Source organism: Amycolatopsis sp. NBC_00355 (assembly GCF_036104975.1).
Taxonomy (GTDB): Bacteria; Actinomycetota; Actinomycetes; order Mycobacteriales; family Pseudonocardiaceae; genus Amycolatopsis.
The window spans coordinates 7,347,593-7,369,091 of record NZ_CP107982.1 but is presented as its reverse complement, the minus strand read 5'-3'; the positions used below and the strand labels follow the sequence as shown (position 1 = coordinate 7,369,091).

Annotated in this window: 21 protein-coding genes; 9 read left to right on the top strand and 12 right to left on the bottom strand. The window is 69.5% G+C overall.

What is annotated here, in order from left to right; genetic code table 11:
* Nucleotides 1-25: 25 nt before the first annotated feature.
* The 8 genes from OHS18_RS33800 to ddaH form a co-directional block, all read right to left on the bottom strand.
* Nucleotides 26-1,828, bottom strand: a complete 1,803-nt coding sequence (locus tag OHS18_RS33800; protein ID WP_328613568.1) for a Wzz/FepE/Etk N-terminal domain-containing protein — start codon at nt 1,826-1,828, stop codon at nt 26-28.
* Nucleotides 1,825-3,180: an exopolysaccharide biosynthesis protein gene (locus OHS18_RS33795; protein ID WP_328445709.1), complete on the bottom strand. Its 1,356-nt coding sequence runs from the start codon at nt 3,178-3,180 to the stop codon at nt 1,825-1,827. Before OHS18_RS33795 ends, OHS18_RS33800 begins: the two co-directional genes overlap by 4 nt.
* A 108-nt stretch (nt 3,181-3,288) precedes the next feature.
* Nucleotides 3,289-4,479: a glycosyltransferase family 4 protein gene (locus OHS18_RS33790; RefSeq protein ID WP_328445711.1), complete on the bottom strand. Its 1,191-nt coding sequence runs from the start codon at nt 4,477-4,479 to the stop codon at nt 3,289-3,291.
* The gene (locus OHS18_RS33785) at nt 4,460-5,776 is read right to left on the bottom strand and encodes a nucleotide sugar dehydrogenase (protein WP_328613567.1); all 1,317 of its coding nucleotides are present in this window, start codon (nt 5,774-5,776) and stop codon (nt 4,460-4,462) included. The genes OHS18_RS33790 and OHS18_RS33785 overlap by 20 nt, the downstream gene beginning before the upstream one ends.
* 197 nt (nt 5,777-5,973) lie before the next feature.
* Entirely contained in the window at nt 5,974-6,234 is a 261-nt protein-coding gene (locus OHS18_RS33780; RefSeq protein ID WP_328613566.1) for a helix-hairpin-helix domain-containing protein, read from the bottom strand.
* A 77-nt stretch (nt 6,235-6,311) separates the two neighbouring features.
* The gene (locus OHS18_RS33775) at nt 6,312-7,031 is read right to left on the bottom strand and encodes a glycoside hydrolase family 75 protein (RefSeq protein WP_328613565.1); all 720 of its coding nucleotides are present in this window, start codon (nt 7,029-7,031) and stop codon (nt 6,312-6,314) included.
* Nucleotides 7,032-7,243: 212 nt separating this feature from the next.
* On the bottom strand, nt 7,244-7,873 hold the full coding sequence (locus OHS18_RS33770) for a polysaccharide deacetylase family protein (protein ID WP_328618622.1): 630 nt from the start codon (nt 7,871-7,873) through the stop codon (nt 7,244-7,246).
* Nucleotides 7,874-7,981: 108 nt separating this feature from the next.
* Entirely contained in the window at nt 7,982-8,833 is an 852-nt protein-coding gene (gene ddaH / locus OHS18_RS33765; RefSeq protein ID WP_328613564.1) for a dimethylargininase, read from the bottom strand.
* A gap of 74 nt (nt 8,834-8,907) precedes the next feature.
* Between ddaH and OHS18_RS33760 the strand changes: the two genes are divergently transcribed.
* Nucleotides 8,908-9,354, top strand: a complete 447-nt coding sequence (locus tag OHS18_RS33760) for an Lrp/AsnC family transcriptional regulator (RefSeq protein WP_328445721.1) — start codon at nt 8,908-8,910, stop codon at nt 9,352-9,354.
* Nucleotides 9,355-9,598: 244 nt separating this feature from the next.
* Here the strand turns inward: OHS18_RS33760 and OHS18_RS33755 are convergent, their stop codons facing one another.
* Nucleotides 9,599-9,982 (bottom strand): hypothetical protein, encoded by a 384-nt coding sequence (locus OHS18_RS33755; RefSeq protein ID WP_328613563.1) that lies wholly within the window; start codon nt 9,980-9,982, stop codon nt 9,599-9,601.
* Between the two features lie 54 nt (nt 9,983-10,036).
* Between OHS18_RS33755 and OHS18_RS33750 the strand changes: the two genes are divergently transcribed.
* The 3 genes from OHS18_RS33750 (at nt 10,037) to OHS18_RS33740 (ending at nt 14,048) form a co-directional block, all read left to right on the top strand.
* Nucleotides 10,037-10,801 carry an enoyl-CoA hydratase gene (locus OHS18_RS33750; RefSeq protein WP_328613562.1) on the top strand — a complete coding sequence of 255 codons (765 nt, stop codon included), beginning with the start codon at nt 10,037-10,039 and terminating at the stop codon, nt 10,799-10,801.
* A gap of 263 nt (nt 10,802-11,064) precedes the next feature.
* Nucleotides 11,065-12,987 carry a 2-oxoacid:acceptor oxidoreductase subunit alpha gene (locus tag OHS18_RS33745; RefSeq protein ID WP_328613561.1) on the top strand — a complete coding sequence of 641 codons (1,923 nt, stop codon included), beginning with the start codon at nt 11,065-11,067 and terminating at the stop codon, nt 12,985-12,987.
* Nucleotides 12,984-14,048, top strand: coding sequence for a 2-oxoacid:ferredoxin oxidoreductase subunit beta (locus tag OHS18_RS33740; protein WP_328445729.1), 1,065 nt, complete (start codon nt 12,984-12,986; stop codon nt 14,046-14,048). Before OHS18_RS33745 ends, OHS18_RS33740 begins: the two co-directional genes overlap by 4 nt.
* A gap of 239 nt (nt 14,049-14,287) precedes the next feature.
* On the opposite strand, the gene OHS18_RS33735 is transcribed toward OHS18_RS33740, so the two are convergent.
* The 3 genes from OHS18_RS33735 to OHS18_RS33725 form a co-directional block, all read right to left on the bottom strand.
* Nucleotides 14,288-15,601: a sunset domain-containing protein gene (locus tag OHS18_RS33735; RefSeq protein WP_328613560.1), complete on the bottom strand. Its 1,314-nt coding sequence runs from the start codon at nt 15,599-15,601 to the stop codon at nt 14,288-14,290.
* 17 nt (nt 15,602-15,618) lie between these two features.
* Nucleotides 15,619-16,671 (bottom strand): polyprenyl synthetase family protein, encoded by a 1,053-nt coding sequence (locus tag OHS18_RS33730; protein ID WP_328618621.1) that lies wholly within the window; start codon nt 16,669-16,671, stop codon nt 15,619-15,621.
* A 401-nt stretch (nt 16,672-17,072) separates the two neighbouring features.
* The gene (locus OHS18_RS33725) at nt 17,073-17,396 is read right to left on the bottom strand and encodes a DUF6204 family protein (RefSeq protein WP_328613559.1); all 324 of its coding nucleotides are present in this window, start codon (nt 17,394-17,396) and stop codon (nt 17,073-17,075) included.
* On the opposite strand from OHS18_RS33725, the gene OHS18_RS33720 reads away from it, so the two are divergent.
* From OHS18_RS33720 to OHS18_RS33700, 5 genes are all read left to right on the top strand, one after another.
* A complete protein-coding gene (locus tag OHS18_RS33720) occupies nt 17,395-18,231 on the top strand; it encodes a hypothetical protein (RefSeq protein ID WP_328613558.1) in 837 nt (278 codons plus the stop codon). The genes OHS18_RS33725 and OHS18_RS33720 overlap by 2 nt on opposite strands.
* Before the next feature lie 172 nt (nt 18,232-18,403).
* Nucleotides 18,404-18,817 (top strand): hypothetical protein, encoded by a 414-nt coding sequence (locus OHS18_RS33715; RefSeq protein ID WP_328613557.1) that lies wholly within the window; start codon nt 18,404-18,406, stop codon nt 18,815-18,817.
* Nucleotides 18,817-19,434, top strand: a complete 618-nt coding sequence (locus OHS18_RS33710; protein ID WP_328613556.1) for a DUF3558 domain-containing protein — start codon at nt 18,817-18,819, stop codon at nt 19,432-19,434. The genes OHS18_RS33715 and OHS18_RS33710 overlap by 1 nt, the downstream gene beginning before the upstream one ends.
* 2 nt (nt 19,435-19,436) lie before the next feature.
* Nucleotides 19,437-20,741 (top strand): PPE domain-containing protein, encoded by a 1,305-nt coding sequence (locus tag OHS18_RS33705; RefSeq protein ID WP_328613555.1) that lies wholly within the window; start codon nt 19,437-19,439, stop codon nt 20,739-20,741.
* 22 nt (nt 20,742-20,763) lie between these two features.
* Complete coding sequence (locus OHS18_RS33700) at nt 20,764-21,489, top strand: ESX secretion-associated protein EspG (protein ID WP_328613554.1); 726 nt, start codon at nt 20,764-20,766, stop codon at nt 21,487-21,489.
* Nucleotides 21,490-21,499 lie beyond the last annotated feature (10 nt).

Sequence of the window (21,499 nt, the reverse complement as noted above, 5' to 3'; positions counted from 1 at the left end):
GGTTCCCCTTCGTCGCGGCGCGGGGTCAGGAGACCTCCGCACTCTTTTCGGACTCGAGCTCGGCGTTCAGTTCGCCTTGGTGCGTCGGCTCTCCGTGGTCCCGCTTGAACGGCGTCGGCCGCTTCGGCTTGACCGGGGCGAACTTCTTCGTCGGCGCGTCCGCGTGCGGGACGCTGACGCTGCCCGGTTCCGGGAGCTTCGGGTCCTGAGGCTTGGGCGGCGCCGGCTTGGACTGCAGTGGCTTGGCCTGCAGCGGCCTGGCGACCGACGGGACCATCGGCCGGACCGGCGCGAACATGCGCGTCGGCGGATCCACCAGCGCGACGCGCTCGGCGACCCGGGCGGCCAGCTCGTCGATCCGGTCTTCGCGTTCGACGTCGACGCGCGGCGCCGCAGGCGTCAGGCCGGCGCGGCCGCGCAACGCGGTGTGCAGGCCGTCCCACAGCGTCCCGTCCGACTTGTCGCGCGGGTCCGGGTCGACCAGCACCACTCCGAGGATCGGGATCTCCTGGTCGGCCAGCTGCCGCGCGACCGTGTGCAGCCACAGTGTGTTCGCGTGCCCGGCCTTGACGATCAGCACGGTCTCCGCACCGAGGTGCTCCAGGTCGGTCCACGCGGTGCCCGGCGAAACCGTGCCGACGCCGACGCGGCGTTCGCCCGGTTCGGGATCGGGGTCACCGGCGCCGAGGACGACGACGTCGCTTTTGAGCTCGGTCGCCAGCCTGCGGACGTCTTCGCCCGGCAGGTCGTCGACGACACTCGCGCGGCCGTCTTCGCCGAGCTGCTCCGCGACGTCGAGGGCGAGTGCGGCCGTGATGCTCGGCGCGCCGAGTTCCAGCAACGACACCTCGGTGATGTCCTTCTGGATCGCACGGACCAGCGTCGTGGCGACGCGGTGGCGTTCGGAGACCGCCCGGGAGCGGCGCCAGAACCGGGCCGGGCCACGGCGCTTCGACGGCAGCTGGGCGATCACGGACGCGCCGAGGTGCGTCGAGATCTCGCGGCGCAGCACCGGCCGGTCGCGCGAGACCGCGCCGACGGCGGCGAACGCGATCCCGAGGGCCAGGCCCAACGCGAAACCGATGCCGGCGTTGGTCGCCGTCGTCTTGAGGAACGCCTTCGGCAGCGCGCGGGGCGCGTCCACGATCTGGGTGCCCGCCGCGACCTGCGGGCTGCCGATGCCGGCCTGCTGGGCGCGGGAGTCGAAGTCCGAGACCTGCGACGCGAGCGCGGCGCGGCGGCCGTAGAGGCCTTCGAGGGTGCTGGCGTTCGCGTTGCGGCCCTTGCCGGTCTCGTCGGCGATCTGCGCGTCGACCTTGGTCAGCTCGTCCTGGGCGTTCTTTCGCTGGTCGAGGATGGCCTTCGACTGCGCGGCCGCGGCGGCCTGGCTGCGCTCGACGTGGTCGGCGATGAACGTGTCGGCCAGCGCCTTCGCCTGCGCGACGGCCTCTCCGTCGCTCTTGGCCTTCACGGTGATCTGCATGACGTTGTTCGTCACGGGCAGGCCCGCGTAGTTCTTCATGAACTCTTCGGGCGATTCGGTGCTGTTGAGCTTCTTCAGCGCGCCTTCGGCGATCTGGGTCGTCGACAGCACCGCGACGTCGGTGCGCATCAGCGTGCCGCTGTCGGTCGGCGAGTCGTCCTGGTGGACCACGATCACCTTGGCGACCGCGGTCGGCGGGGCCGGCAGCAGGATCGCGACCAGGGCGCCCGCGATCAGCCCGAGCAGCGCCGTGGCCAGCCAGAGCCGCTTGCGGCGGCGAATGGTGACGAACAGCCGCTGGAGATCGACGAGCGGAGCGGCCGGGGTTTCGGAAGCAGTTGTCACGCCGAACCTGCCAAGGCTTTCTCGGGGGCTTTCGCCGCGGGTTCGGCGGCCGGCTCGCGCGGCCGGACGGGATGGGTGAGCACCGCGCCGAGGATCTCGCGCCCGGCTTCCGAGCAGGCCTCGGCGAGCGAGACGAGTTCCCACGCGGTGCGGCTGGCGGTGCTGAGCACGATCAGCACTCCGGAGCTCGCCCCGGCGTCCGGGACGGTCGGGCGGCCCGGGGTGACCTCCTGGATACGCAGCGGCAGCGACATCTCGTCGGCCAGCGCGGCCAGCTGCGTCGCGGCCAGCCGGGCCGTCTCGTCGTCGTCGGCCACCAGCAGCAGGATGTCGGCGGGGCCGGTGGCCAGCCGGGCGAGCACCCGGCGGTACCGGATGTCGCGGTTGACGTCGTCGGCCGAGGTCGCCACCGGCGGCAGCACCCACGGCCGGTCGCCGCCGAGCAGGCGCCGCACCTTGCCGTACACGCCGCTCGCCGGGAGACGGTCGCCCTCCGGCGTCGGGACGTCGACGCCGGCGAGGATCGGCGACCCGAGCGCGGACGCGATCTCCGGCTCGCCCCGCAGCCGCCGGTCGGCGCGGGCGGTGAAGAGGTGACCGAAGACACCGACGAGGAAGAACAGCACCGCGCCACCGGCGGCCAGCTGCGTCATCGTCGGGGCGGCCGGGCCGGCCGGGCGCTCGGAGGGACCCAGCACCACGGTGTTGCCGACGCCGGTCGCGAGGTCGGCCTGGTTCAGGTCGTTGATCGCCTGCTCCAGCGACGTCCGCAGGCCTTCGAGCTGCGTGCGGACCTGGACGCTTTCGACGGTCAGGTCCCCGCCGACGGTCTTGGCGAGGTCGCTGATCTTCTGCGTGGTCAGCTGGACCTGCTGGCGCAGCGTCTCGCGCTGCTCCTGGGCCAGCTGCACCGAGGCGTCCGCCGAGTTGCTCGCGAGCTGCCCGGAGTACTTGACGAACTGCTGCGCGACCTGGTCGGCGAGCTGCTGGGCGTGCTCGGCGGTGTCGGCCGAGACGGTGATCGTCACGACGTTGCCGTTCGCCACCGACGCCGTGACCTGCTTCTTCAGGTCGGCGCCGGTCGGGTGCCACTGCAGCTGCGCGGCGGCGCGGTCGAGGACGACCGAGCTGGTCGCGACCTCGGCCTGGGTCAGCAGCTCGTCCGCTTGGCGCGGTCCTTGCAGCAGGACGCTGGACGAGGTCTGGTAGCCGGGCGAGAAGAGGACCGAGGCGCCGGCGCCCACCGCCGCCCCGAGGACGGCGAGGGCGACCAGCAGCCGCCAGCGCCGGCGGAGAACCTGCCCGATCAGGCTCAGGCGCACCGTGTCGTCAGTCACCGGCGGGATCTCCATTCCTGGGGCAGTACGCCGAACGGCTTCAGTGGATCGGCCGGTTACCCGATCCGTCGTCCGGCCGGGACCATTGGTTACACGTCCGGTGACTTCTTGACCGAACGGCGATCAGGAACCGAGTGCGTGCTCGTACGCGGCGAGGAGGGCCTTCGCCGAGTTCTCCCAGGACAGCGGGCCCGCGACCCGGGCCTGGCCGAGCTTACCCATCCTGACCCGCTCCTCGGGGTCGTCGAGCAGCCGCGAAACCAGGACCGCGAACTCCGCTTCGTCGTTCGCCGGGGCGTACACCGCGGCGTCGCCGGCCGATACGCGCGCTTCGCGGAGTTCGAACGAGACGATCGGCTTGCTCATCGCCATGTACTCCATGACCTTGTTCATCGTGGAGACGTCGTTGAGCGGGTTGAGCGGGTCCGGCGACAGGCAGACGTCGGCGGTCGAGAGGTACCGGACCAGGTCCTCGTCCGAGATCCGGCCGGTGAACTCGACCTGGTTGGCCAGCCCGAGCTTCGCCGAGAGGGCGACCATGTCGTCGAAGGCGTCGCCGGAGCCGACGAACACCGCGTGCCAGTCGCTGCGGCCGACGTCGTCACGCAGCTTCGCGAGCGCGCGCAGGGCGTAGTCGACGCCGTCCTGCGGCCCCATCACACCGAGGTAGGCCAGCAGGTACGGCTTGCCCTGCTTGAGCTCGGGCTCGACGGGGACCTCGTGGAACCGCTCGACGACCGGGGCGCTGCGCACCACGTAGACGTCTTCGGGCCGCTTGCCGCCGCGGATCCGGGCGACCTGCTTGTAGCTCTCGTTCGTCGAGATGACGACGTCGGCGGCGCGGTAGGTGGCGCGCTCCAGCGCGCAGACCCCGCGGTAGAGGAGGTCTTGCCCGCGGTCGAAGCGCGACAGGTACAGCTCGGGGCACAGGTCGTGCTGGTCGAAGATGAACTTCGCGCCCTGCCGCTTGAGCACCTTCGCGACCAGGTACAACAGGTCCGGCGGGTTGCAGGCGTGCACGACGTCGACCGGCCCGATCTTGCGGGCCAGCCGCAGCGTGTGCCACAGCGCGCTGCCGTACTCCTGCAGGTACCCCGCCGGGCCGCCGGTCGCGGCCTTCAGCGGGTAGCGGTGGATGTGGACGCCGTCGATGACAGCTTCGGCTTCGGTGTCGCGCTTGGTGCCCTGCGGGCAGATCACGTGCACCTCCCAGCCGGCGTCGCGCAGGGTCGTGGACTCCTGCCAGACGCGCCGGTCGAAGGGCACCGAAAGGTTTTCGACGAGGATGAGCGCTTTACCAGGCAAGGCCGGCATATCCCTCTTCAAGGCGACGCTTGTCGGCGTCGGGCAGGCGGACGAGGTCGATCAGCACCCGGTCGCCGCCGTGCGGCAGGGCCGCCAGCACATCCGGGTCCTTGCAGCCGACGATCACGACGTCGGCGTGGTCCATGACTTCTTCGACGGACCCGGCGAGCAGCTGGCCGAGGTGCGGCAGCCGGCCCTCGATGTACTCGCGGTTGGCGCCCATCAGCCGCGAGAGGCTGACGTTCGCGTCGTAGATCTTCAGGTCGTAGCCCTTGCCGAGCAGCTTCTCGGCCAGCTCGACCAGCGGCGACTCGCGCAGGTCGTCGGTGCCGGGCTTGAACGACAGCCCGTACAGCCCGACCTTGCGCTTGCCGGTGCGCGCGACCAGGTCGAACGCCCGCTGCAGGTGCTCTTCGTTGGAGCTGAGCACGTGCGACAGGATCGGCACCTTCACGTCGGCGCGGTGCGCGGCGTAGACCAGCCCGCGCAGGTCCTTCGGCAGGCACGAGCCGCCGAACGCGAAACCGGGCTTCAGGTAGGCCGGGCTGATGTTGAGCTTGGTGTCGGCGAGGAAGACGTCGATCACCTGGTGCGAGTCGAGGCCGAGCGCGCGGCAGATCGAGCCGAGCTCGTTCGCGAACCCGATCTTGAGACCGTGGAACGAGTTGTCGGCGTACTTCGTCATCTCCGCGACCGGGATCGCCACGCGGAAGACCGGCCCGGGCAGCCCCTCGTAGAGCGCCGCGACGGCGTCACCGCTGAGGGCGTCGAACTCGCCGATCACCGTCTTCGGCGGGTCGAAGAAGTCGCGGACGCTGGTGCCCTCGCGCAGGAACTCGGGGTTCACCGCGACGCCGAAGTCGACGCCGGCCGTGCGGCCCGAGGCCTTCTCCAGGATCGGGACCAGCAGGTCCAGGCAGGTGCCGGGCAGCATCGTGCTGCGGAAGACGACCGTGTGCCGCTCGGTCTTCTTCGCGAGCGCTTCGCCGATCTCCTCGGCGACGCGCTCGAGGTAGACCGTCGAAAGGCTGCCGTTCGGCGCCGACGGCGTACCCACGCAGACCAGCGAAATCTCGCTGTCGGCGACGGCTTCCGCGACGTCGGTCGTGGCTCTCAGCGCCCCGCTCGCCACGACTTCGGCGGTCAGCTCGCCGATCCGCTCCTCGACCACCGGGGCGTTGCCCGCGGTGATGAGGTCGATCTTGACCGGGTTGACGTCCACGCCGACCACCCGGTGCCCCTGCCCCGCCAAGCACGCGGCGGAGACACACCCGACATAACCGAGCCCGAAGACACTGATCTTCACGCCAAAACCTCCGCTTTTCCCACGCGACCCATGAGTTGGTCGGCGAGCCCCCCTGGATCGTTACCGCGAGGGTGGCGAACGGGGGAAAGCGTGAGACGGCCGTGAGGCGCAACAGTTTTCCGGTAAGAATCGCGTCTCGATTCGCCCGGGAATTGCATCTTGCAGGTGAGCGGGCAACGCGTTCGGCGCGGTTCCGGTCAGCGTTCCCCGAGAAGCCGTTTCCGTTCCGGGGTGTATGTCCACCACGGCCGGGGCGGCGCGCCATCCGCTTGGTCGACCGCCGACATGAAGGTGTCGAGCACGCAGGGGTCGTGCCGGCGGCCGTCGGTGGCGCAGAGGCGTTCGTACAGTTCAACCGGGTCGCGCCCGGCGAGCTGGGCGGGTTCGGTGATGCCGAGCCGGGTGAGGTCGCGGACCATCGCCGGGCCGACGTTGGCCAGCTTCAGCAGTTCGCTCATGGGCCCAGCACAGCAGCCGGGGCCGACCCGTGTCTTGTACGGATCGGCCCCGGCTGCCGTGCCGTGGGTGCCGCGTGTCAGTTGTTGTTCACGAAAGTCGTGGCGAGGCTTTCGCCCTTGCTGATCGCATTGGCGTGGTTCTCGATCGGGGAGACGGTCGAGTTCTTGAAGCAGATGTACGTCACACCGGAGTCGGTGCCGCCGTTGGACGGGTCCGGGTTGATGCCGAGGTCCTTCGCCGTCGCGTAGGAGGCTTCGCCGATGATCTGGGTCGGGCCGGTGTCGCCGATGACCGCGTACTCGATCTTGCCGTTGTAGATCACCGCGCAGGAGCCGCCGCCCTTCAGCTGCGACGAGGAGTACTTCCAGATGCTGCTCGAGCTCGGCACGACGATGTAGGGCAGCTTCGCCGCGCTGAGCGGCTTGCCGTCGGACTGGTGGAACGCCGTGTCGTCCTGGTAGCAGCAGTCGGTGTCTTCGTTGCACTGCGTCGTGCGCTGGCCGTCGCAGTCGATGTCCATGTCGGCCTTCCAGAAGACCGCGCCGTTGGCGTCGCAGACGGCGACCGTCTTGGCCGAGACGTCCTCGTCCGTCTTGTACTTGCCGTTGGAGATCTGGGTGCAGCTGTTGGTCTTGGCCAGCAGTTGCGCCGCGGTCGGCCCGGCTTCGACGGAAGCCGGCGCCGCGGCGGTCCGCGCCGGGATCGCCTGGGCCGGAGCCGGGGCGGCCGACGCGAGAGCCGAGGGCATCACGGCCGCGGCCAGCGCCATGGTCGCGAGCAGGATCAGTTTCCGCATTCCTGGTGCTCCCTTTAGTTAGGAAACTTTCCTTACGGCGGCGAGGCACACAGGATGCACCCGGACTGTGACGGGTTCAAGACCCAGAGGTACGAGAATTTCCCAGCATCCGGCGAGGCTTGACGAAAACCCTGCTCACCGGACGCGGGCGCGGAGAACCGGTTCGGTGCCGTGTTCCGGCCACCGGGAAGACGGTCTGACGGTTATACGGACTAACCGTCAGACCGTCGAAACAGCCGTCGCACCCAACGCCCCCGGCGGCGGCCGCCGGCCAGGATGCCGTCCAGCCAGTCCTGGTCGAGGTCGTGGCTCAGTTCCGTCCGCGGCTGCAGCCATCCGTCGCGGCTGGTCTCGCCGCCGTCGCTCGTGTACACCCGCGTCGCGCCTGCCTGCCGTAGCCGGGCCAGCACCCGGCGGTCGTACGCGCCGAAGGGCAGCGAGTACCGCTGGACCGGCCGGCCGCACAGGTCGCCGAGCAGCTTCGGGGCGTCCGTCAGTTCGCGACGCGCGTGGCGGTCGTCGAGACGACGCCAGTCGCGGGGCTCCCAGCCGTGCGAGCCGATCTCCATGCCGGCGCGGGCGAGGTCGCGCAGCGCGTCGCGGTCGAGGTAGCCGCGCTGTCCGAGCCGGCCGGCGAGGGGGAAGAACTCCGCCGTCAGCCCGCGTTCGACGAGGCGGGGCAGCGCGATCTCGACGTCGGACTCGTTGCCGTCGTCGAAGGTCAGGTGGACGTCCGCGCGTTCTTCGATCGCGTCGAGGATGCGATCGAACTGTTCGACTGTCACCCAGCGTTCGTTCTCCCCCGGCTCGAGCTGACGAGCCGGCCGGCCGATCCCGTGCATGGCGAAGTTCACCGCCACCGCTTCCACCTCCTGCCACCGCGAGTAGTCGAGTTGTTACCCCGATTAATCGCGGAAGCAAACGGGTGAGTTACAGGCTTTTTCCGGCAATCAGCCTTTCCGGATTTCCAGCGTGCAGCACTTCGGCCCGCCGCCGGCTTTTCGCAGCTCAGAGATGTCGACGTAGACCGGCTCGTACCCACGCTCGGCGAGGAGTTCACCCAGTCGAGTGGCCTCGACGGGGAGGACGACGTTCCGGCCGTCGGACACCCCGTTCAACCCGAAGCACTCGGCGTCGGCGGCGGTCGCGAGCACCGCGTCCGGGAACAGCCGCTCGAGCACGCGGCGTGATCCCGCGGAGAACGCCGCCGGGTAGTAGACGATCTGCGCGCGCGTCGTGTCGGTCGCCTCGGCGAGCACGAACAGCGCCGTGTCGAGGTGGTAGTAGCGCGGGTCGACCAGGTTCAGCGAGACGACCGGGACGCCGAGGACCTCCTGCGCCTCGGCGTGCGCGGCCGGATCGGTGCGGAAGCCGGTGCCGGCCAGCAGCAGGCTGCCGGTCCAGGCGAAGTCGCCCTCGGCCTCGTTGATCTTCTCCGGCATGGTGATGTCGCGGTAGCCGTGTTCGACGAACCAGCGGCGGAAGTGCTCGGCCTCCGCCGTGCGCTGGGGCGCGCGGAACCGCGAGCCGAGGACGCGGCCGTCGACGACCGTGCCGGAGTTCGCGGCGAAGACCATGTCGGGCAGGCCCGGCTGCGGGTCGATCTCCTCGACGGTGTGGCCGAGACGGCGGTAGGTGTCGCGCAGCTCGGTCCACTGCGCGACGGCGACGTCGGCGCTGACCGGCTGGGTCGGGTCCATCCAGGGGTTGATCACGTAGTCCACCGCGAAGAACCGCGGCGGGCACATCAGGTATCGGCGGGTGGTCGGTACGCGAGCGGCCAAGGGCTGTGATCCCTGCATGAATGCAGGGTAGGTGCTGCCCAAACTCGCAATCAATCGCTGTTCGCTGCGCGCATCTGTGCTAAATGTTGCGTGTGAACACCATCGACCAGCGAATCGTTTCGTGTCTCATGGCGAACGCACGATCGAGCTACGCGGAGATCGGCAAGGTCGTCGGCCTGTCGGCGCCGGCGGTCAAGCGGCGGGTCGACCGGCTGCTCGAAACCGGCATCCTGCGCGGGTTCACGGCGGTCGTCGACCCGGAGGCGCTCGGCTGGGGAACGGAGGCGTTCGTCGAGGTCACGTGCCAGGGCAACATCACACCGGCCCGCATCCGCGCGCGGCTGGAACCGCTGCCCGAGGTCGTCGCGGCGTACACGGTCTCGGGCGCGGCGGACGCGATCGTCCACCTGCGGGCGGCCGACATCCACCACCTCGAGACGGCGTTGGAGCGGCTGCGCGGGCTGGAGATCGTGGACCGGACGGTGTCGACGGTCGTACTGTCCCGGCTGCTCGAACGCCCGCCGACGCCCGAGGAGTGACGCTGTCCGGAATCCGCCGCTCGCGGAGCGCGGCGGCGAGTCCGGGATCGACCGCCGGCCAGGCTTTCCGCCTGCTCGAAGCCCGGAGAAGTGAACGAGCGCGTGGCGGCGCCCCCCGCTTTCCAGCGTAGCGGCGGGGGGCGACAGTTTCGGCAGCTCAGGCGCCCGAGGACGCAGTCGCCCAGCGACTCAGCTGCCCAAGGGGGACGCAGTCGCCCGAGGTGGCTCAGTCGCCCGACGCGACTCAGCTGTCCAAGGCCCGCAGCACCGCCGGGGCCTCGTCCGGGTGCAGTCGCAGCTCCGTCCGGCCCGCGTGGAACGTGACCGCCTGCTCGGCCGCCGCCTGCATCGTCAGCTCTCCCGGCTCGAACGCCGCCGGTGGCTGTCCCGGGGCCAGCCACCGCACCCGGCCGGCACCCAGGAGGAGCCTTCCCTGCTGCTCGCGGCCGTCGGTCAGGGCCGGGTCGCGTAGGACGCACGGGATCCTCACCCCCTCGCCTCGGGCCAGCGCGGCCTGACGCGCCTTGCGGCGGCGGGCGCCGAAGAACTCGGCCGTGTCGATCATCGTCAGGACGTGGCCCGCGGCCACGATGAACCCCCGGACCAGGGCGCCGACCAGTTCCCCCATGCCTCCAGTCATACCCGAGCAAACCGACGACCGCCTCGTGCCACGCTTACCCCCATGACCGACAGCATCGTCAGCGAGCACACGGGCGGCGTCGCCCTGCTGACCGTCGACGCGCCCGGTAGCCGCAACGCGCTGACGCTCGAGCTGTCCTCGCAGCTCGCGGACGCCGTCGCGGCCGCGGAGCGCGACGAGTCGGTGCACGCCGTCGTGGTCACCGGTACGCCGCCGGCGTTCTGCGCCGGGGCCGATCTCTCCGCGCTCGGCGCGGCCGACGAGCAGGGCCTGCGCGCCATCTACGAAGGCTTCCTCTCCGTCGCGCGCTGCACGCTGCCGACGATCGCGGCGGTCGGCGGCGCGGCCGTCGGCGCCGGGCTGAACCTCGCCCTCGCCGCGGACGTCCGGCTGGCCGGGCCGCGCGCGAAGTTCGTCGCGCGGTTCCTGGAGCTGGGCCTGCACCCCGGCGGCGGGATGACGTGGATGACGCAGCGGCTGGCCGGGCCGCAGCAGGCCGCCGCGATGACGTTGTTCGGGCAGTCCCTGGACGCCGGGGCGGCGGTGCGCACCGGGCTGGCGCTGCGCGTGGTCGACGGCGGGCACGACGACCTGCTCGCCGCCGCGCGGGAGCTCGCCGCTCCGGCCGTCGCCGCGCCGCGCGAGGCCCTGCTGGCCACCAAGCGCAGCCTGCGGACGACCGCGTCGCTGGCCGCGCACGCCGACGCCGTGGACGTCGAGATCGAGCCGCAGCTGGCGTCGCTGGCGTCCCCGGAATTCGCCGAGCGGCTGGCGGCGATGCGGGCGCGGATCCGGTCCGGCCCCTGAGTTCTCAGCAGGTGGACGTGACGCGGGAGATGCGTGTCACAACGCCTGGTGACAGATACCCGTTACCATCGGTTACAGGTATTTGTCGGACCAGCACAGAAGAACCACTAGCGCAGCAAAGAGGTCGTCCGGGACTCGGGACACTGGGAACATCGTGGTCAAGGGCGAGCTAACCTCGTGATAGGGCCTGGTGTCCCGACTGTCATGACACCGGGCAGAGCGACCGAAGGCCGCAACGTCGGGAGAGAGGGAATCCCTGACCCATGAGCACGAGTGCGAACGGCAACGGCGCTGGTCACGGCTCGCTCGCCGCGACCAGGCCCACCGAGATCAACAAGCTGGACCGGGTGGTCATCCGGTTCGCGGGCGACTCGGGTGACGGGATGCAGCTGACCGGCGACCGCTTCACGTCCGAGGCGGCCGCGTTCGGCAACGACCTGTCGACGATGCCGAACTTCCCCGCCGAGATCCGCGCCCCGCAGGGCACGATCCCCGGCGTCTCTTCGTTCCAGGTCCACTTCGCCGACTACGACATCCTCACCCCCGGTGACCGGCCGGACGTACTGGTGGCGATGAACCCGGCCGCGCTGAAGGCGAACGTCGCCGACGTGCCGCACGGCGGCACGATCATCCTCAACACCGACGACTTCATCAAGCGGAACCTGACCAAGGTCGGTTACGCCACGGACCCGCTGGAAGACGACTCCCTCAGCCCGTACCAGGTGCACCGGGTCGCCATGTCGACGCTGACCCAGGGCGCGCTCGCCGACACCGGCCTCGGCAAGAAGGACGCCGAGCGCTGCAAGAACATGTTCGCGCTGGGCCTGCTGTCGTGGATGTACCACCGGCCGACCGAGGGCACCGAGCGGTTCCTGCGCGAGAAGTTCGCGAAGAAGCCGGACATCGCCGAGGCGAACATCCTGGCGTTCCGCGCGGGCTGGAACTACGGCGAGACGACCGAGTCGTTCGCGACGACGTTCCAGGTCGCGCCGGCGAAGCTGGCGCTGGGCACCTACCGGCAGATCACCGGCAACACGGCGCTGGCGTACGGCATCGTGGCGGCCGGCCAGCAGTCCGGCCTGCAGATCCTGCTCGGCACCTACCCGATCACCCCGGCGTCGGACATCCTCCACGAGCTGTCCAAGCACAAGCACTTCGGCATCCTCACCTTCCAGGCCGAGGACGAGATCGCCGGTATCGGCGCCGCGCTCGGCGCGTCCTACGGCGGCGCGCTCGGCGTGACCTCGACGTCCGGCCCGGGTGTCGCGCTGAAGTCCGAGACCATCGGCCTCGGCGTGATGATGGAGCTGCCGCTGGTCGTCATCGACGTCCAGCGCGGTGGCCCGTCGACCGGCCTGCCGACCAAGACCGAGCAGGCCGACCTGCTGCAGGCGATGTTCGGCCGCAACGGCGAGTCGCCGGTGCCGATCGTCGCGCCGCTGTCCCCCGCGGACTGCTTCGACGCGGCCGTCGAGGCCACCCGGATCGCGCTGAAGTACCGCACGCCGGTACTGCTGCTGTCGGACGGCGCGATCGCGAACGGCTCCGAGCCGTGGCTGATCCCGGACGTCGGGACGCTGCCCGACCTGCGTGTCGAGTTCGCGACCGAACCCAACTCGGACAACGACTCCGGCGAGTTCTGGCCCTACGTCCGCGATCCCGAGACGCTCGCCCGCGCGTGGGCGATCCCGGGCACGCCCGGCCTGCAGCACCGCATCGGCGGACTGGAGAAGGCCGACCGGACCGGGCACATCTCCTACGACCCCGACAACCACGACAAGATGGTCCGGCTGCGGCAGGCGAAGATCGACGGCATCGACGTCCCCGACGTCGTGGTCGACGACCCGAGCGGCGGCAAGGCCCGGGTGCTCGCGCTCGGCTGGGGCTCCAGCTTCGGCCCGATCGGCGCCGCGTGCCGCCGGGTGCGCAAGCTCGGCATGCCGATCGCCCAGGCGCACCTGCGGCACCTCAACCCGCTGCCGGCCAACCTCGGTGACGTCCTCCGCTCCTACGACAAGGTCGTGGTGCCGGAGATGAACCTCGGCCAGCTTTCCCTGCTACTGCGCGCGAAGTACCTGGTGGACGTCCACTCGCACACCAAGGTCGCCGGAATGGCGTTCAAGGCGGAAGAGCTGCAGAACCTGTTCTCGGAGATCATCACCGGCGTTACGGAGGCCGTGAAGTGACCGCGATCGACCTGGGGTTGCCGACTCGCGGTGGCCTGGACCTCGTCCCGACCACCGACGAGCCGCAGAAGGCCAAGGACTACAAATCGGACCAGGAGGTCCGCTGGTGCCCCGGCTGCGGCGACTACGTCGTGCTCAACGCGGTCCAGTCCTTCCTGCCGACACTGGGCCTCAAACGCGAGAACATCGTGTTCGTCTCCGGGATCGGCTGCTCGTCGCGGTTCCCGTACTACCTCAACACCTACGGCATGCACTCGATCCACGGCCGCGCGCCGTCGATCGCGACCGGGCTGGCGACCACGCGCCCGGACCTGTCGGTGTGGGTCGTCACCGGGGACGGCGACGCGCTGTCCATCGGCGGCAACCACCTGATCCACGCGTTGCGCCGCAACGTGAACATCAAGATCCTGCTGTTCAACAACCGGATCTACGGGCTGACCAAGGGCCAGTACTCGCCGACCTCGGGGCCGGGCATGGTCACCAAGTCGTCGCCGATGGGGTCGGTGGACACGCCGTTCAACCCGCTGTCGCTGGCGATCGGCGCCGAGGCGTCGTTCGTGGGCCGGGCGATGGACTCCGACCGCAAGGGCCTCACCGAGGTCCTGCAGGCCGCGGCGGAGCACCGCGGGTCGGCGCTGGTGGAGATCTACCAGAACTGCCCGATCTTCAACGACGGCGCGTTCGACGTTCTCAAGGACGCCGACGAGGCCGCGTCCCGGCTGATCCCGCTGCGGGCGGGTGAGCCGATCCGGTTCGGCCCGAACCAGGAGTTCGGTGTCAAGCGCGGCGACTGGGGTGGCTTGGACGTCGCGAAGGTCGCCGACATCGGCGAGGACAACATCGTCGTGCACGACCCGGCGATCATCGACACGTCGTATGCGTTCGCGTTGTCGCGTCTCGGTGATCAGAGCCTGAACCACGTTCCGACCGGCATCCTGCGCCAGGTCGAGCGCCCGACCTACGACGACGGTGCCCGTGCCCAGGTCGAGCAGGCCCGCGCGGCCCGCAAGCCGGACCTGCAGGGCCTGCTGCGCGGCAAGGACACCTGGACCGTCGCCTAACTCGCGCGTGAAGGCCTCCTCGCCGGCTCAAGATGCCGGCGGGGAGGCCTTCACGGCTTTTCGGGGTTGCGCGAATTTAGGATACGTGTCCTAAGTTTCAGGTCATGCGACCTTTTGTATTCTTCGACGTCCGGACGTCCGATGTGGACGCCGCCGCGGCGAAGCGGCCTGAAATGCCGTGAGGGGCACCCTCACGGCTCTGAAGTCCATGAAGGTGCCCCTCACGGCACTACGGAAACTCAGGTGAGCGGGCGGAACCCGACGCGCTCGGCGTCCTCGGCGGTGCGGAACCAGACCTCGGCCACCATCCGCGGGAACTGCTCGGACTCGTCGGTGCAGTACCGCAACGCCGTGACGCTCGCCTTGACTTCGAAGCCGTCGCTGGGCCGGCCACCGCCGGGGCGCGGCATCGCCGAGCCGGGGCCGAACGGGCCGGGCGGGACCGAGTCCTCGGCCGACTCGCGGGCCGGCGGGGGCGGCGGCGCGTCCGGCGAAACGCCGACGGCCGTCTGGGTCGGCTGCACCGACGGCTCGAACAGCGAGCCGCTGTGCGCGCCGGACAGTTCGGGATCGCGGCGCTCGACCGTGCGCATCGACGGCTGGATCGGCTGCGGCGAGTCGAAACCGCCCCGCACCACGCCACGCGGCTGGCGCTTCGGCAGCACCTGCGTCGCCTCGGCCGGCGTCTCCGGCGGCACGTCCAGGTCGCCACCGGCCGCTTCGTCGCCGGCGAAGGCGTACTGCGGCGCCTCGTCGTCCTGAAGCTCGTCCTCGAAGTCGTCCGCGAGCTCGTCCTGCGGCTCTTCCCGCCGCTCTTCCTTGCGGGCCGAACCCGGGTGCTCGCCGATGTAGCGGGTGCGCTCCATCGGCTCTTCGAACGCCGACCGCTGCGACTGCGGCTCGTGGTCGAACCAGTCCGGCTCCGGCGCGGGCGGCGCGGCGGCCGGCGGCTGGAACAACGACCCGCCGGTGTCCGGCTCGAGCTGGTGCTCCAGCTGCGAAAGTGCCGGCGCGGGCTCGTACTGCTCGTCGTCTTCCGGGCTGAGGTACTCGGACGCGGCCGCGCGGTACGGGTCGTCCTGCTCCGGCTCCGCGACCGGCGCCATGACCTGGGTCGCGGACGCCGGGTAGCTGTCCGGCTCCGGTTCCGGCCGGTAGTCGTCGACCGGCGGGGTCCGCGGCGGCACCTGCGAGTCCAGCTCCGCGAAGTCCGCGTCGATGTCGTCGTGGACTTCGTCGCGGCTCACCGGCGACGCGGCGACCAGCGTCCCCGGGTACGACGTCTCCTGCGGCCGGGCCTCTTCGTACGGGTTCGACTCGTACCGGCTCTCGTCGTAGGCCGGCTCGGACCGCGAGTAGCCCTCAGCACCCGGCGTGGCCAGCCCGGCGGCGTTCGCGGGTGTGCGCGCGGCGTCGGCGTGCGACTGGGCCAGCGCGCTCTCCAGCTTGCGCACGCTCTTGCGAAGCGGTAGCACCAGCACCAGCCAGGTGAGCAGTGCCCCGACGAAGAAAGCCGCCAGGCTCCACAGCCAAACCTGTCCGAAAATGGACATCTATCCCTGCCCCTAGTTCAGTGCGTGCGCGCTACCAGGTAAGCGGCAACCGACTCGCACGCGTCACGAGCGGGTGACGCGGGCAGCGCGGTGAGCTCGGCACGCGCGCGCTGAGCGTAGTCGGAAAGGGTGACGCGCGCGCGTTCGAGTCCACTACTGGCGCGGAGCAGCTCCAGCGCCTCCTGGACGACCTCGTCGTCGGCGATCGGACCGGACAGCAGCTCGACCAGCCGAGGATCGGTCCCGGGGTCGGCCAGCGCGTACAGCATCGGCAACGTGCGGACGCCTTCGCGCAGGTCCGTGCCCTGCGCCTTGCCGAGTTCGTCGGACGGCGACGCGATGTCGATGATGTCGTCGGAGATCTGGAACGCCGTGCCGATGATGTCGCCGAACCGGCGCAGCGCCTCGATGTACTCGTCCGGGGCGCCGGACATCATCCCGCCGAAGCGGCCGGACGTCGCGATCAGCGACCCGGTCTTCTGCGCGATCACGGTCAGGTAGTGCGCCACGGCGTCGTCACCCGGACCGGGGCCGACGGTCTCGCGCATCTGGCCGGTGACCAGTTCGCCGAAGGTCTCGGCGATGATCCGCGCGGCATCCGTGCCGAGGTCGGCGACCAGCCGCGAGGCGTGGGCGAAGAGGAAGTCGCCGGTCAGGATGGCGATCGTGTTGTCCCAGCGCGCGTTGACGCTCTCGGCGCCGCGGCGCATGTCCGCCTCGTCCATGACGTCGTCGTGGTAGAGCGTGGCCAGGTGCACCAGCTCGACGGCGGCGGCGGCGATCACGACGTGGTCGTCCTGCTTCGGCCCGAACTGCGCGGACAGCAGTGTGAACAGCGGACGGAAGCGTTTGCCACCGGCCTCGACCAGGTGCAGCGCCGCGTCGTGGACGGCCTGGACGTCACTGCTGACGACGTCACGGAGCAGCTTCTCGACGTCGGCCAGCCCGGCGGCGATCGCGCGCAGCAGGGTTTCGTCGGCGATCTGCAGGCCGACCGACTCGCGCAGGTCCTCGAGGGCGCCACCCGGCGCAGCGGGGAGGGATCCCGCCCCGGGGGCTGGGGAAGGCACAGACACGTCGGCTCCGCTCTACTCGTGCACCGGTCGGGTTCTCCCTTGAGCGTAGTGGCTACCCCGCGCCACCGTTTACCCGCTGTCCAGCGGAAACGGTGACGAACATGACATCGCCGGCCGGTCGGGGCCGCCACGCGCGCCCGAGCACGCGACCACCGGTGACCAGGGCCCTTCGCGAACCCGCGGCGATCGTCGCTTCGCCGCCGGACGTCGCGGGCGCCGGCAGGTGCGCGCCCGCTCGGTGACGCCGTCCTCGGTGAGCGGGACTTCGCCTGCCCGCTTTGTCACAATGGTCCTTTGTGGACTGTACGCATCGCGCGCCGGGTGGCCGCACTGTCCACAGCGGACGGTGCGACACCGTGTCCCCGGTACGCCTGCAGGCCATGAGCCAACGCGGGTCAGCGTCGCCGGATCCTGACGTCGTCCAGGCAGGTCGAGCTGACGACCAGGTCGCGGTAGGGGTAGCCCTCGCGCTCGAACAGCTCCATGACCATCAGCTCGGCGTGGTCGTGGGCCCGCTGCGAGGCGTCGTCACCCGAGGCGACGTCGACCTGGACGCGGAAGGTGAAGCCGCCGAGGTGGTGACTGTAGGTGAGCGCGCCGTCGGCACTGAAGAGCCGGCCGGCGACGTCGTCCGAGGTCAGGCAGGCGAGCAGCTTTTCGCGGGTGGCCTGCGCGGGCCGGTCGAACTTGCCCCGGACGAGGACACGGTAGGTCGGCATGCGCGTCAACATACAGATCTGTATCCGGATACCGAAGGGATTATCCACCGGGTGGTTCATGATCCACGAAGGGGTGATCGGCGGTTTCGGGCGCAACGGGCGGGTCGGACAGGCGGATATTCACGACGTGGAAGAACTGCCGAACCCGACAGCTCTCCCGGTCAGCAAGGAGGACAGCGAAATGCGCAGCAAGATCGCGAGGCGGGCAGGGCTCGCCGGAACGCTGTTGGTGGCCGGACTCGCCGTGGCCGTCCCGGCGCAGGCCGCGCCGCAGCCGGGCGTGGCCCAGATCGGCTCAGCCGAGTTCACGAAGGGTGACGCGACGGTCAAGGTGCCGGTCCAGGGCCAGTGTTCGGTCGCCGGCCCGACGACGGCCACGGCCCAGACGGTGTCGAAGACCGGAATCACCTTCGGCGGCGGCACCTCGTCCTGCACGACAACGGTGACGGACCCGAATACGTCCGCCACGACAACGACGTCCACGGCGACGGGCAAGAACTTCGAGCTGTCGGCATTGGTGAGCGCGGGCGGCCCGCGGATCAAGCTGTCGACGTTCAAGGTCACCTGCACGGCAACGCACACGAAGACGAACGCCGGCTGGACGTACGGCGGCATGTCGGGCATCACGAACCCGCCGAACCCGGTCCCGGTCGGCTACGTGGTGCCGCTCAAGAAGTCGAACGGCACGGTCCTGGCGAACGCGGTGTTCAACATCCAGAACCTCCCGGGCGACGGCAGCATCGGCCTGACGATGCTGCGCATCAACTTCCTCCCGGCGTCGGGCATCGCGGGCCAGGTGATCCTGGGCCACACGTCCTGCTCGCCGACACCCTAGGTTTTCGGGGGTCACGGTTGTTTCGTGACCCCCTCGACCTGGGGTTTCTTCCCTTCCGAAGCAGGCGCGGAACCCTGGTAAGGTGCGAGCCGTCGGATACGCAGGGTGCTCGGGGTGGAGCACACTGCAAGCTAGGGGAGAGCTGACGTGACGACATTTGTGGTGAGCGGCCGTGGGTGAGGTCTACGACCCGGGCGGAAACTGGCAGCTGCCGGGGCCGAACGGGATCCCGCACGCGGGCTCTTACGGGGGCGAGTCTTCCGGGCCTGGTGGGACGGGGTTCCAGTACGACGTCGAGACCCTCCGCGAACTCGCGCGCGAGTGGAACGACCTGGCGAATGAGTTCGCAGACGATCGTCGACAGGCACGAACCCTGGCTTCGACTCGTGGTCCCGGACTCGAGTACGCGAGCGGCGGCAATGCCGATCAGATCCGCGCCTCCGGACAAGCGCTCGATACAGCACTTCAGGCGCGGGTTGAGTACTGCCGAGCGATGGCAGCGAAGTTCGTAGCAGCCCTGGGCAAATACGCAACCGCAGAGGAAACTCACACCGCCGAGATCAAGCAGACCGGAGGCACGCTCTAATGCGCCGCACGCTCGTCCTGCTCAGCGCATCCCTCCTGACGCTCACAGCCTGCTCGAGCGCTAAGTCGGGCACAGCCGCTCCTGTCAGTAGCGCCGTGCAGACCCCGTCGAAATCTGAGGGATCCGTGCCCGGCCCCGGAGTCCCGCCTGTCGACAATCCACTCGACACCAGTCAGTTCAAGAAGGCCCCTTGCAAAGCGTTGGCCAATGATGAAGTCATCACATTCCTAGGTTCGACGGCCACTCCAACCGAGGAACTGGACGCCCCAGGAGGTCCAACGTGCAACTGGCATCCGTCCGGGGTTACTCACGCCTCGATAGGAGTGATCTTCAACAAAGTCGACAATGCCGGATTGACCGGAATCTACGAGAAGAAGGGCACTACCTACCCGTTCTTCGAGCCACAAGATCCGATCGACGGCTACCCGTCGGTCGCTTACGGTCTGAAAGACGAACGATCCTCGAACGGCCTGTGTGCCCTGGCCGTCGGCACCAGTGACCGCGAAATGATCGACGTATCGATCGAACAGTCCGAAACCAACGTCGGCAAGAAAGATCCCTGCGCGGCGGCACGTGAAGTCGCCAGCAAGGTCCTGGAACAACTTCGAGGGAACTGATGATGGTCGTTGAGACCCCACTCACCGCCGCTCAGATCTACGAACAGATCACCGGCGGTGAGGGCATACAATCACTCTCCGATGCACATACCGACGCCGACCAGCTGACCAATCGGATGGTTGAGCGGGCTCAGCGGATCAGCGCCCTTCGGGCCAAGACCATGGCCGGGTGGCAAGGGGGTGCGGGGGACGCCGCCGCTGACGCTACGCGTCCTCTTGTTCAAGCCGCCGCCGATGATGCTGTTCATCTCAAGACCGCTCAGACTGCCGTTGGTGCGCAGATGGATGCTTTTGGGACCGCCAAGCACTCTGTGAAGCCCGTTGCGGCGCAGCCGCCGGAAATGACTTCTGATGATCTCTACAATGTTCTTACCGGTGATGGGCAGTCTTACAACACCAAGGTTTCCGGGTGGCAGGCCGACAGCCAGGGCAACATCGAGGCCTTTGGCGCCTACCACTCCGCCTCCACCTCAAATGGCGGGCAGATGCCCTCCCAGTACGCGCAGATCAGCGACTCCGGTGCGCCCGTCTCCATGACGACCTCGGGGCAGGGCACCCGGGAGACCACCACCGGGCGGACCGCCACCGCTACCGATACCGGTGAGTGGGCCCGCAATCCGCGGCAAACCGATGTTTTCGGGCAGAACCAGGACGTTCGGGCCGGGCAGAATCAAATACCTCGGCAGCCTTCGAACCAGGTTTCCGGGCAGGACTCGCGGCACGTGGTGTCGCCGATTCCTCCCGGGGGTGGCAACTCCGACAGCACTCATGCCGACAACTACGTACCGCCTCCTGCCGCCGCTCAGGGTGGGGGCTATCAGTTCGGGCCTACCGGGCAGCCTCTCGGCAATTTCGGGAGTGGCTCCGGGAACCAGCCGTACAGCGGCTTCGGGCCCGGATCCGGCGGGTTCGGGCCAGGGGCCGGTAGCGGGACCGAAATTGGCACCGGCAGCGGGCGGGGCACGAGCGGGCCGGGCACAAGCGGGCCGGGCGTCGGTGGCTACCGGACCGGCAGCCCGAACACCGGCGGCATCAACCAACGCAGCCTCGGCAGCGGACCAGGCTCCGGCTCCCGCGTCCCCGAAGAGCGCATGCCCGGCCAAGCAGCCGCACGCGGTACCGCCGGCGCCCGCGGCGCCAATGGGATGCCCATGGGGACCGCCGCCGGCGGGCGTGGGGCCAAGGACGACGACAAAGAGAAGAAGTCCGCCCCTTACCTGAAGAATCCCGATCCCGACGAGACCTTCGGCGGGTTCATCGAGAAGCCCATGCCGCCCGTGATCGGGGAAAGCCGGCCCAAGCCGTAGGCACCTGGAGGAACACAGCACCGTGGTGCTCAAGGCCGAACTCTCCCTCGGAAATCTGCTCACGGCCATGCGCCAGACCGGCTGCGGGGATCCGCACCCGATCTTCGCCGGTGGGCTGCGCTACATTCCGCCGTCCGCGCGAAAGCACACCGACCGCCAAGCCTTCGAGCAGCTCAGCGAATACGGCTTCACCCAAGGCGACGGCTTCACGCCCGAATTCGACGATCTCCTCCACCTGCTCGACCGGCCCGCGACAGAGTTCTTCGCCTACGCCCGTGACCAGCGGGAACAGATCGGGGTTCTTGTCGCCGTGCGGGGACGGACGGCGGTCACCGCCGTCTGCCAGGGTGAGCGGGTCTGGCTCAAGGGCGTCCCGCCCGATACCCATCCCGTTGACGCGCTCATCGCGAACCTGCCGCCGTGTCAGGCTGCAGATATCAAGCCGTTTTCGCTTCCGCAGCAAGACTTCCGGGAAGAACGAGGCAGCGACGTCTTCGACGACGCCCCGGCTCGCAGCCGGGCCGCGCAGAAGCTCGATGACCTCGTGAAGCAGAAGCACTCCGGGCTCGGGCAGTTCTACGCCGCGAAGCGGGAGGACGGGCTGCGGATCGAGACCGAAGACTCCCTCGGCTATCTCGACGTCGATGCCGGGCGGGTCGGGATCGGGGTGGCCGACCGGTACATCAGCGTCATGCCCGGGGATCCGGTGGTGCTGGGGCGGAAGGTCGCGGCTCTTCTGGGCAACTGAAAGGGCCGCC

What these genes read in the sequence shown, in the direction of transcription:
- OHS18_RS33795 (WP_328445709.1), bottom strand. Translation starts at nt 3,180, where the DNA reads ATGGAGATCCCGCCGGTGACTGACGACACGGTGCGCCTGAGCCTGATC.
- OHS18_RS33790 (WP_328445711.1), bottom strand. Translation starts at nt 4,479, where the DNA reads ATGCCGGCCTTGCCTGGTAAAGCGCTCATCCTCGTCGAAAACCTTTCG.
- OHS18_RS33780 (WP_328613566.1), bottom strand. Translation starts at nt 6,234, where the DNA reads ATGAGCGAACTGCTGAAGCTGGCCAACGTCGGCCCGGCGATGGTCCGC.
- OHS18_RS33775 (WP_328613565.1), bottom strand. Translation starts at nt 7,031, where the DNA reads ATGCGGAAACTGATCCTGCTCGCGACCATGGCGCTGGCCGCGGCCGTG.
- OHS18_RS33770 (WP_328618622.1), bottom strand. Translation starts at nt 7,873, where the DNA reads ATGCACGGGATCGGCCGGCCGGCTCGTCAGCTCGAGCCGGGGGAGAAC.
- ddaH (WP_328613564.1), bottom strand. Translation starts at nt 8,833, where the DNA reads ATGCAGGGATCACAGCCCTTGGCCGCTCGCGTACCGACCACCCGCCGA.
- OHS18_RS33755 (WP_328613563.1), bottom strand. Translation starts at nt 9,982, where the DNA reads ATGGGGGAACTGGTCGGCGCCCTGGTCCGGGGGTTCATCGTGGCCGCG.
- OHS18_RS33750 (WP_328613562.1), top strand. Translation starts at nt 10,037, where the DNA reads ATGACCGACAGCATCGTCAGCGAGCACACGGGCGGCGTCGCCCTGCTG.
- OHS18_RS33745 (WP_328613561.1), top strand. Translation starts at nt 11,065, where the DNA reads ATGAGCACGAGTGCGAACGGCAACGGCGCTGGTCACGGCTCGCTCGCC.
- OHS18_RS33735 (WP_328613560.1), bottom strand. Translation starts at nt 15,601, where the DNA reads ATGTCCATTTTCGGACAGGTTTGGCTGTGGAGCCTGGCGGCTTTCTTC.
- OHS18_RS33720 (WP_328613558.1), top strand. Translation starts at nt 17,395, where the DNA reads ATGCGCGTCAACATACAGATCTGTATCCGGATACCGAAGGGATTATCC.
- OHS18_RS33725 (WP_328613559.1), bottom strand. Translation starts at nt 17,396, where the DNA reads ATGCCGACCTACCGTGTCCTCGTCCGGGGCAAGTTCGACCGGCCCGCG.
- OHS18_RS33710 (WP_328613556.1), top strand. Translation starts at nt 18,817, where the DNA reads ATGCGCCGCACGCTCGTCCTGCTCAGCGCATCCCTCCTGACGCTCACA.
- OHS18_RS33705 (WP_328613555.1), top strand. Translation starts at nt 19,437, where the DNA reads ATGGTCGTTGAGACCCCACTCACCGCCGCTCAGATCTACGAACAGATC.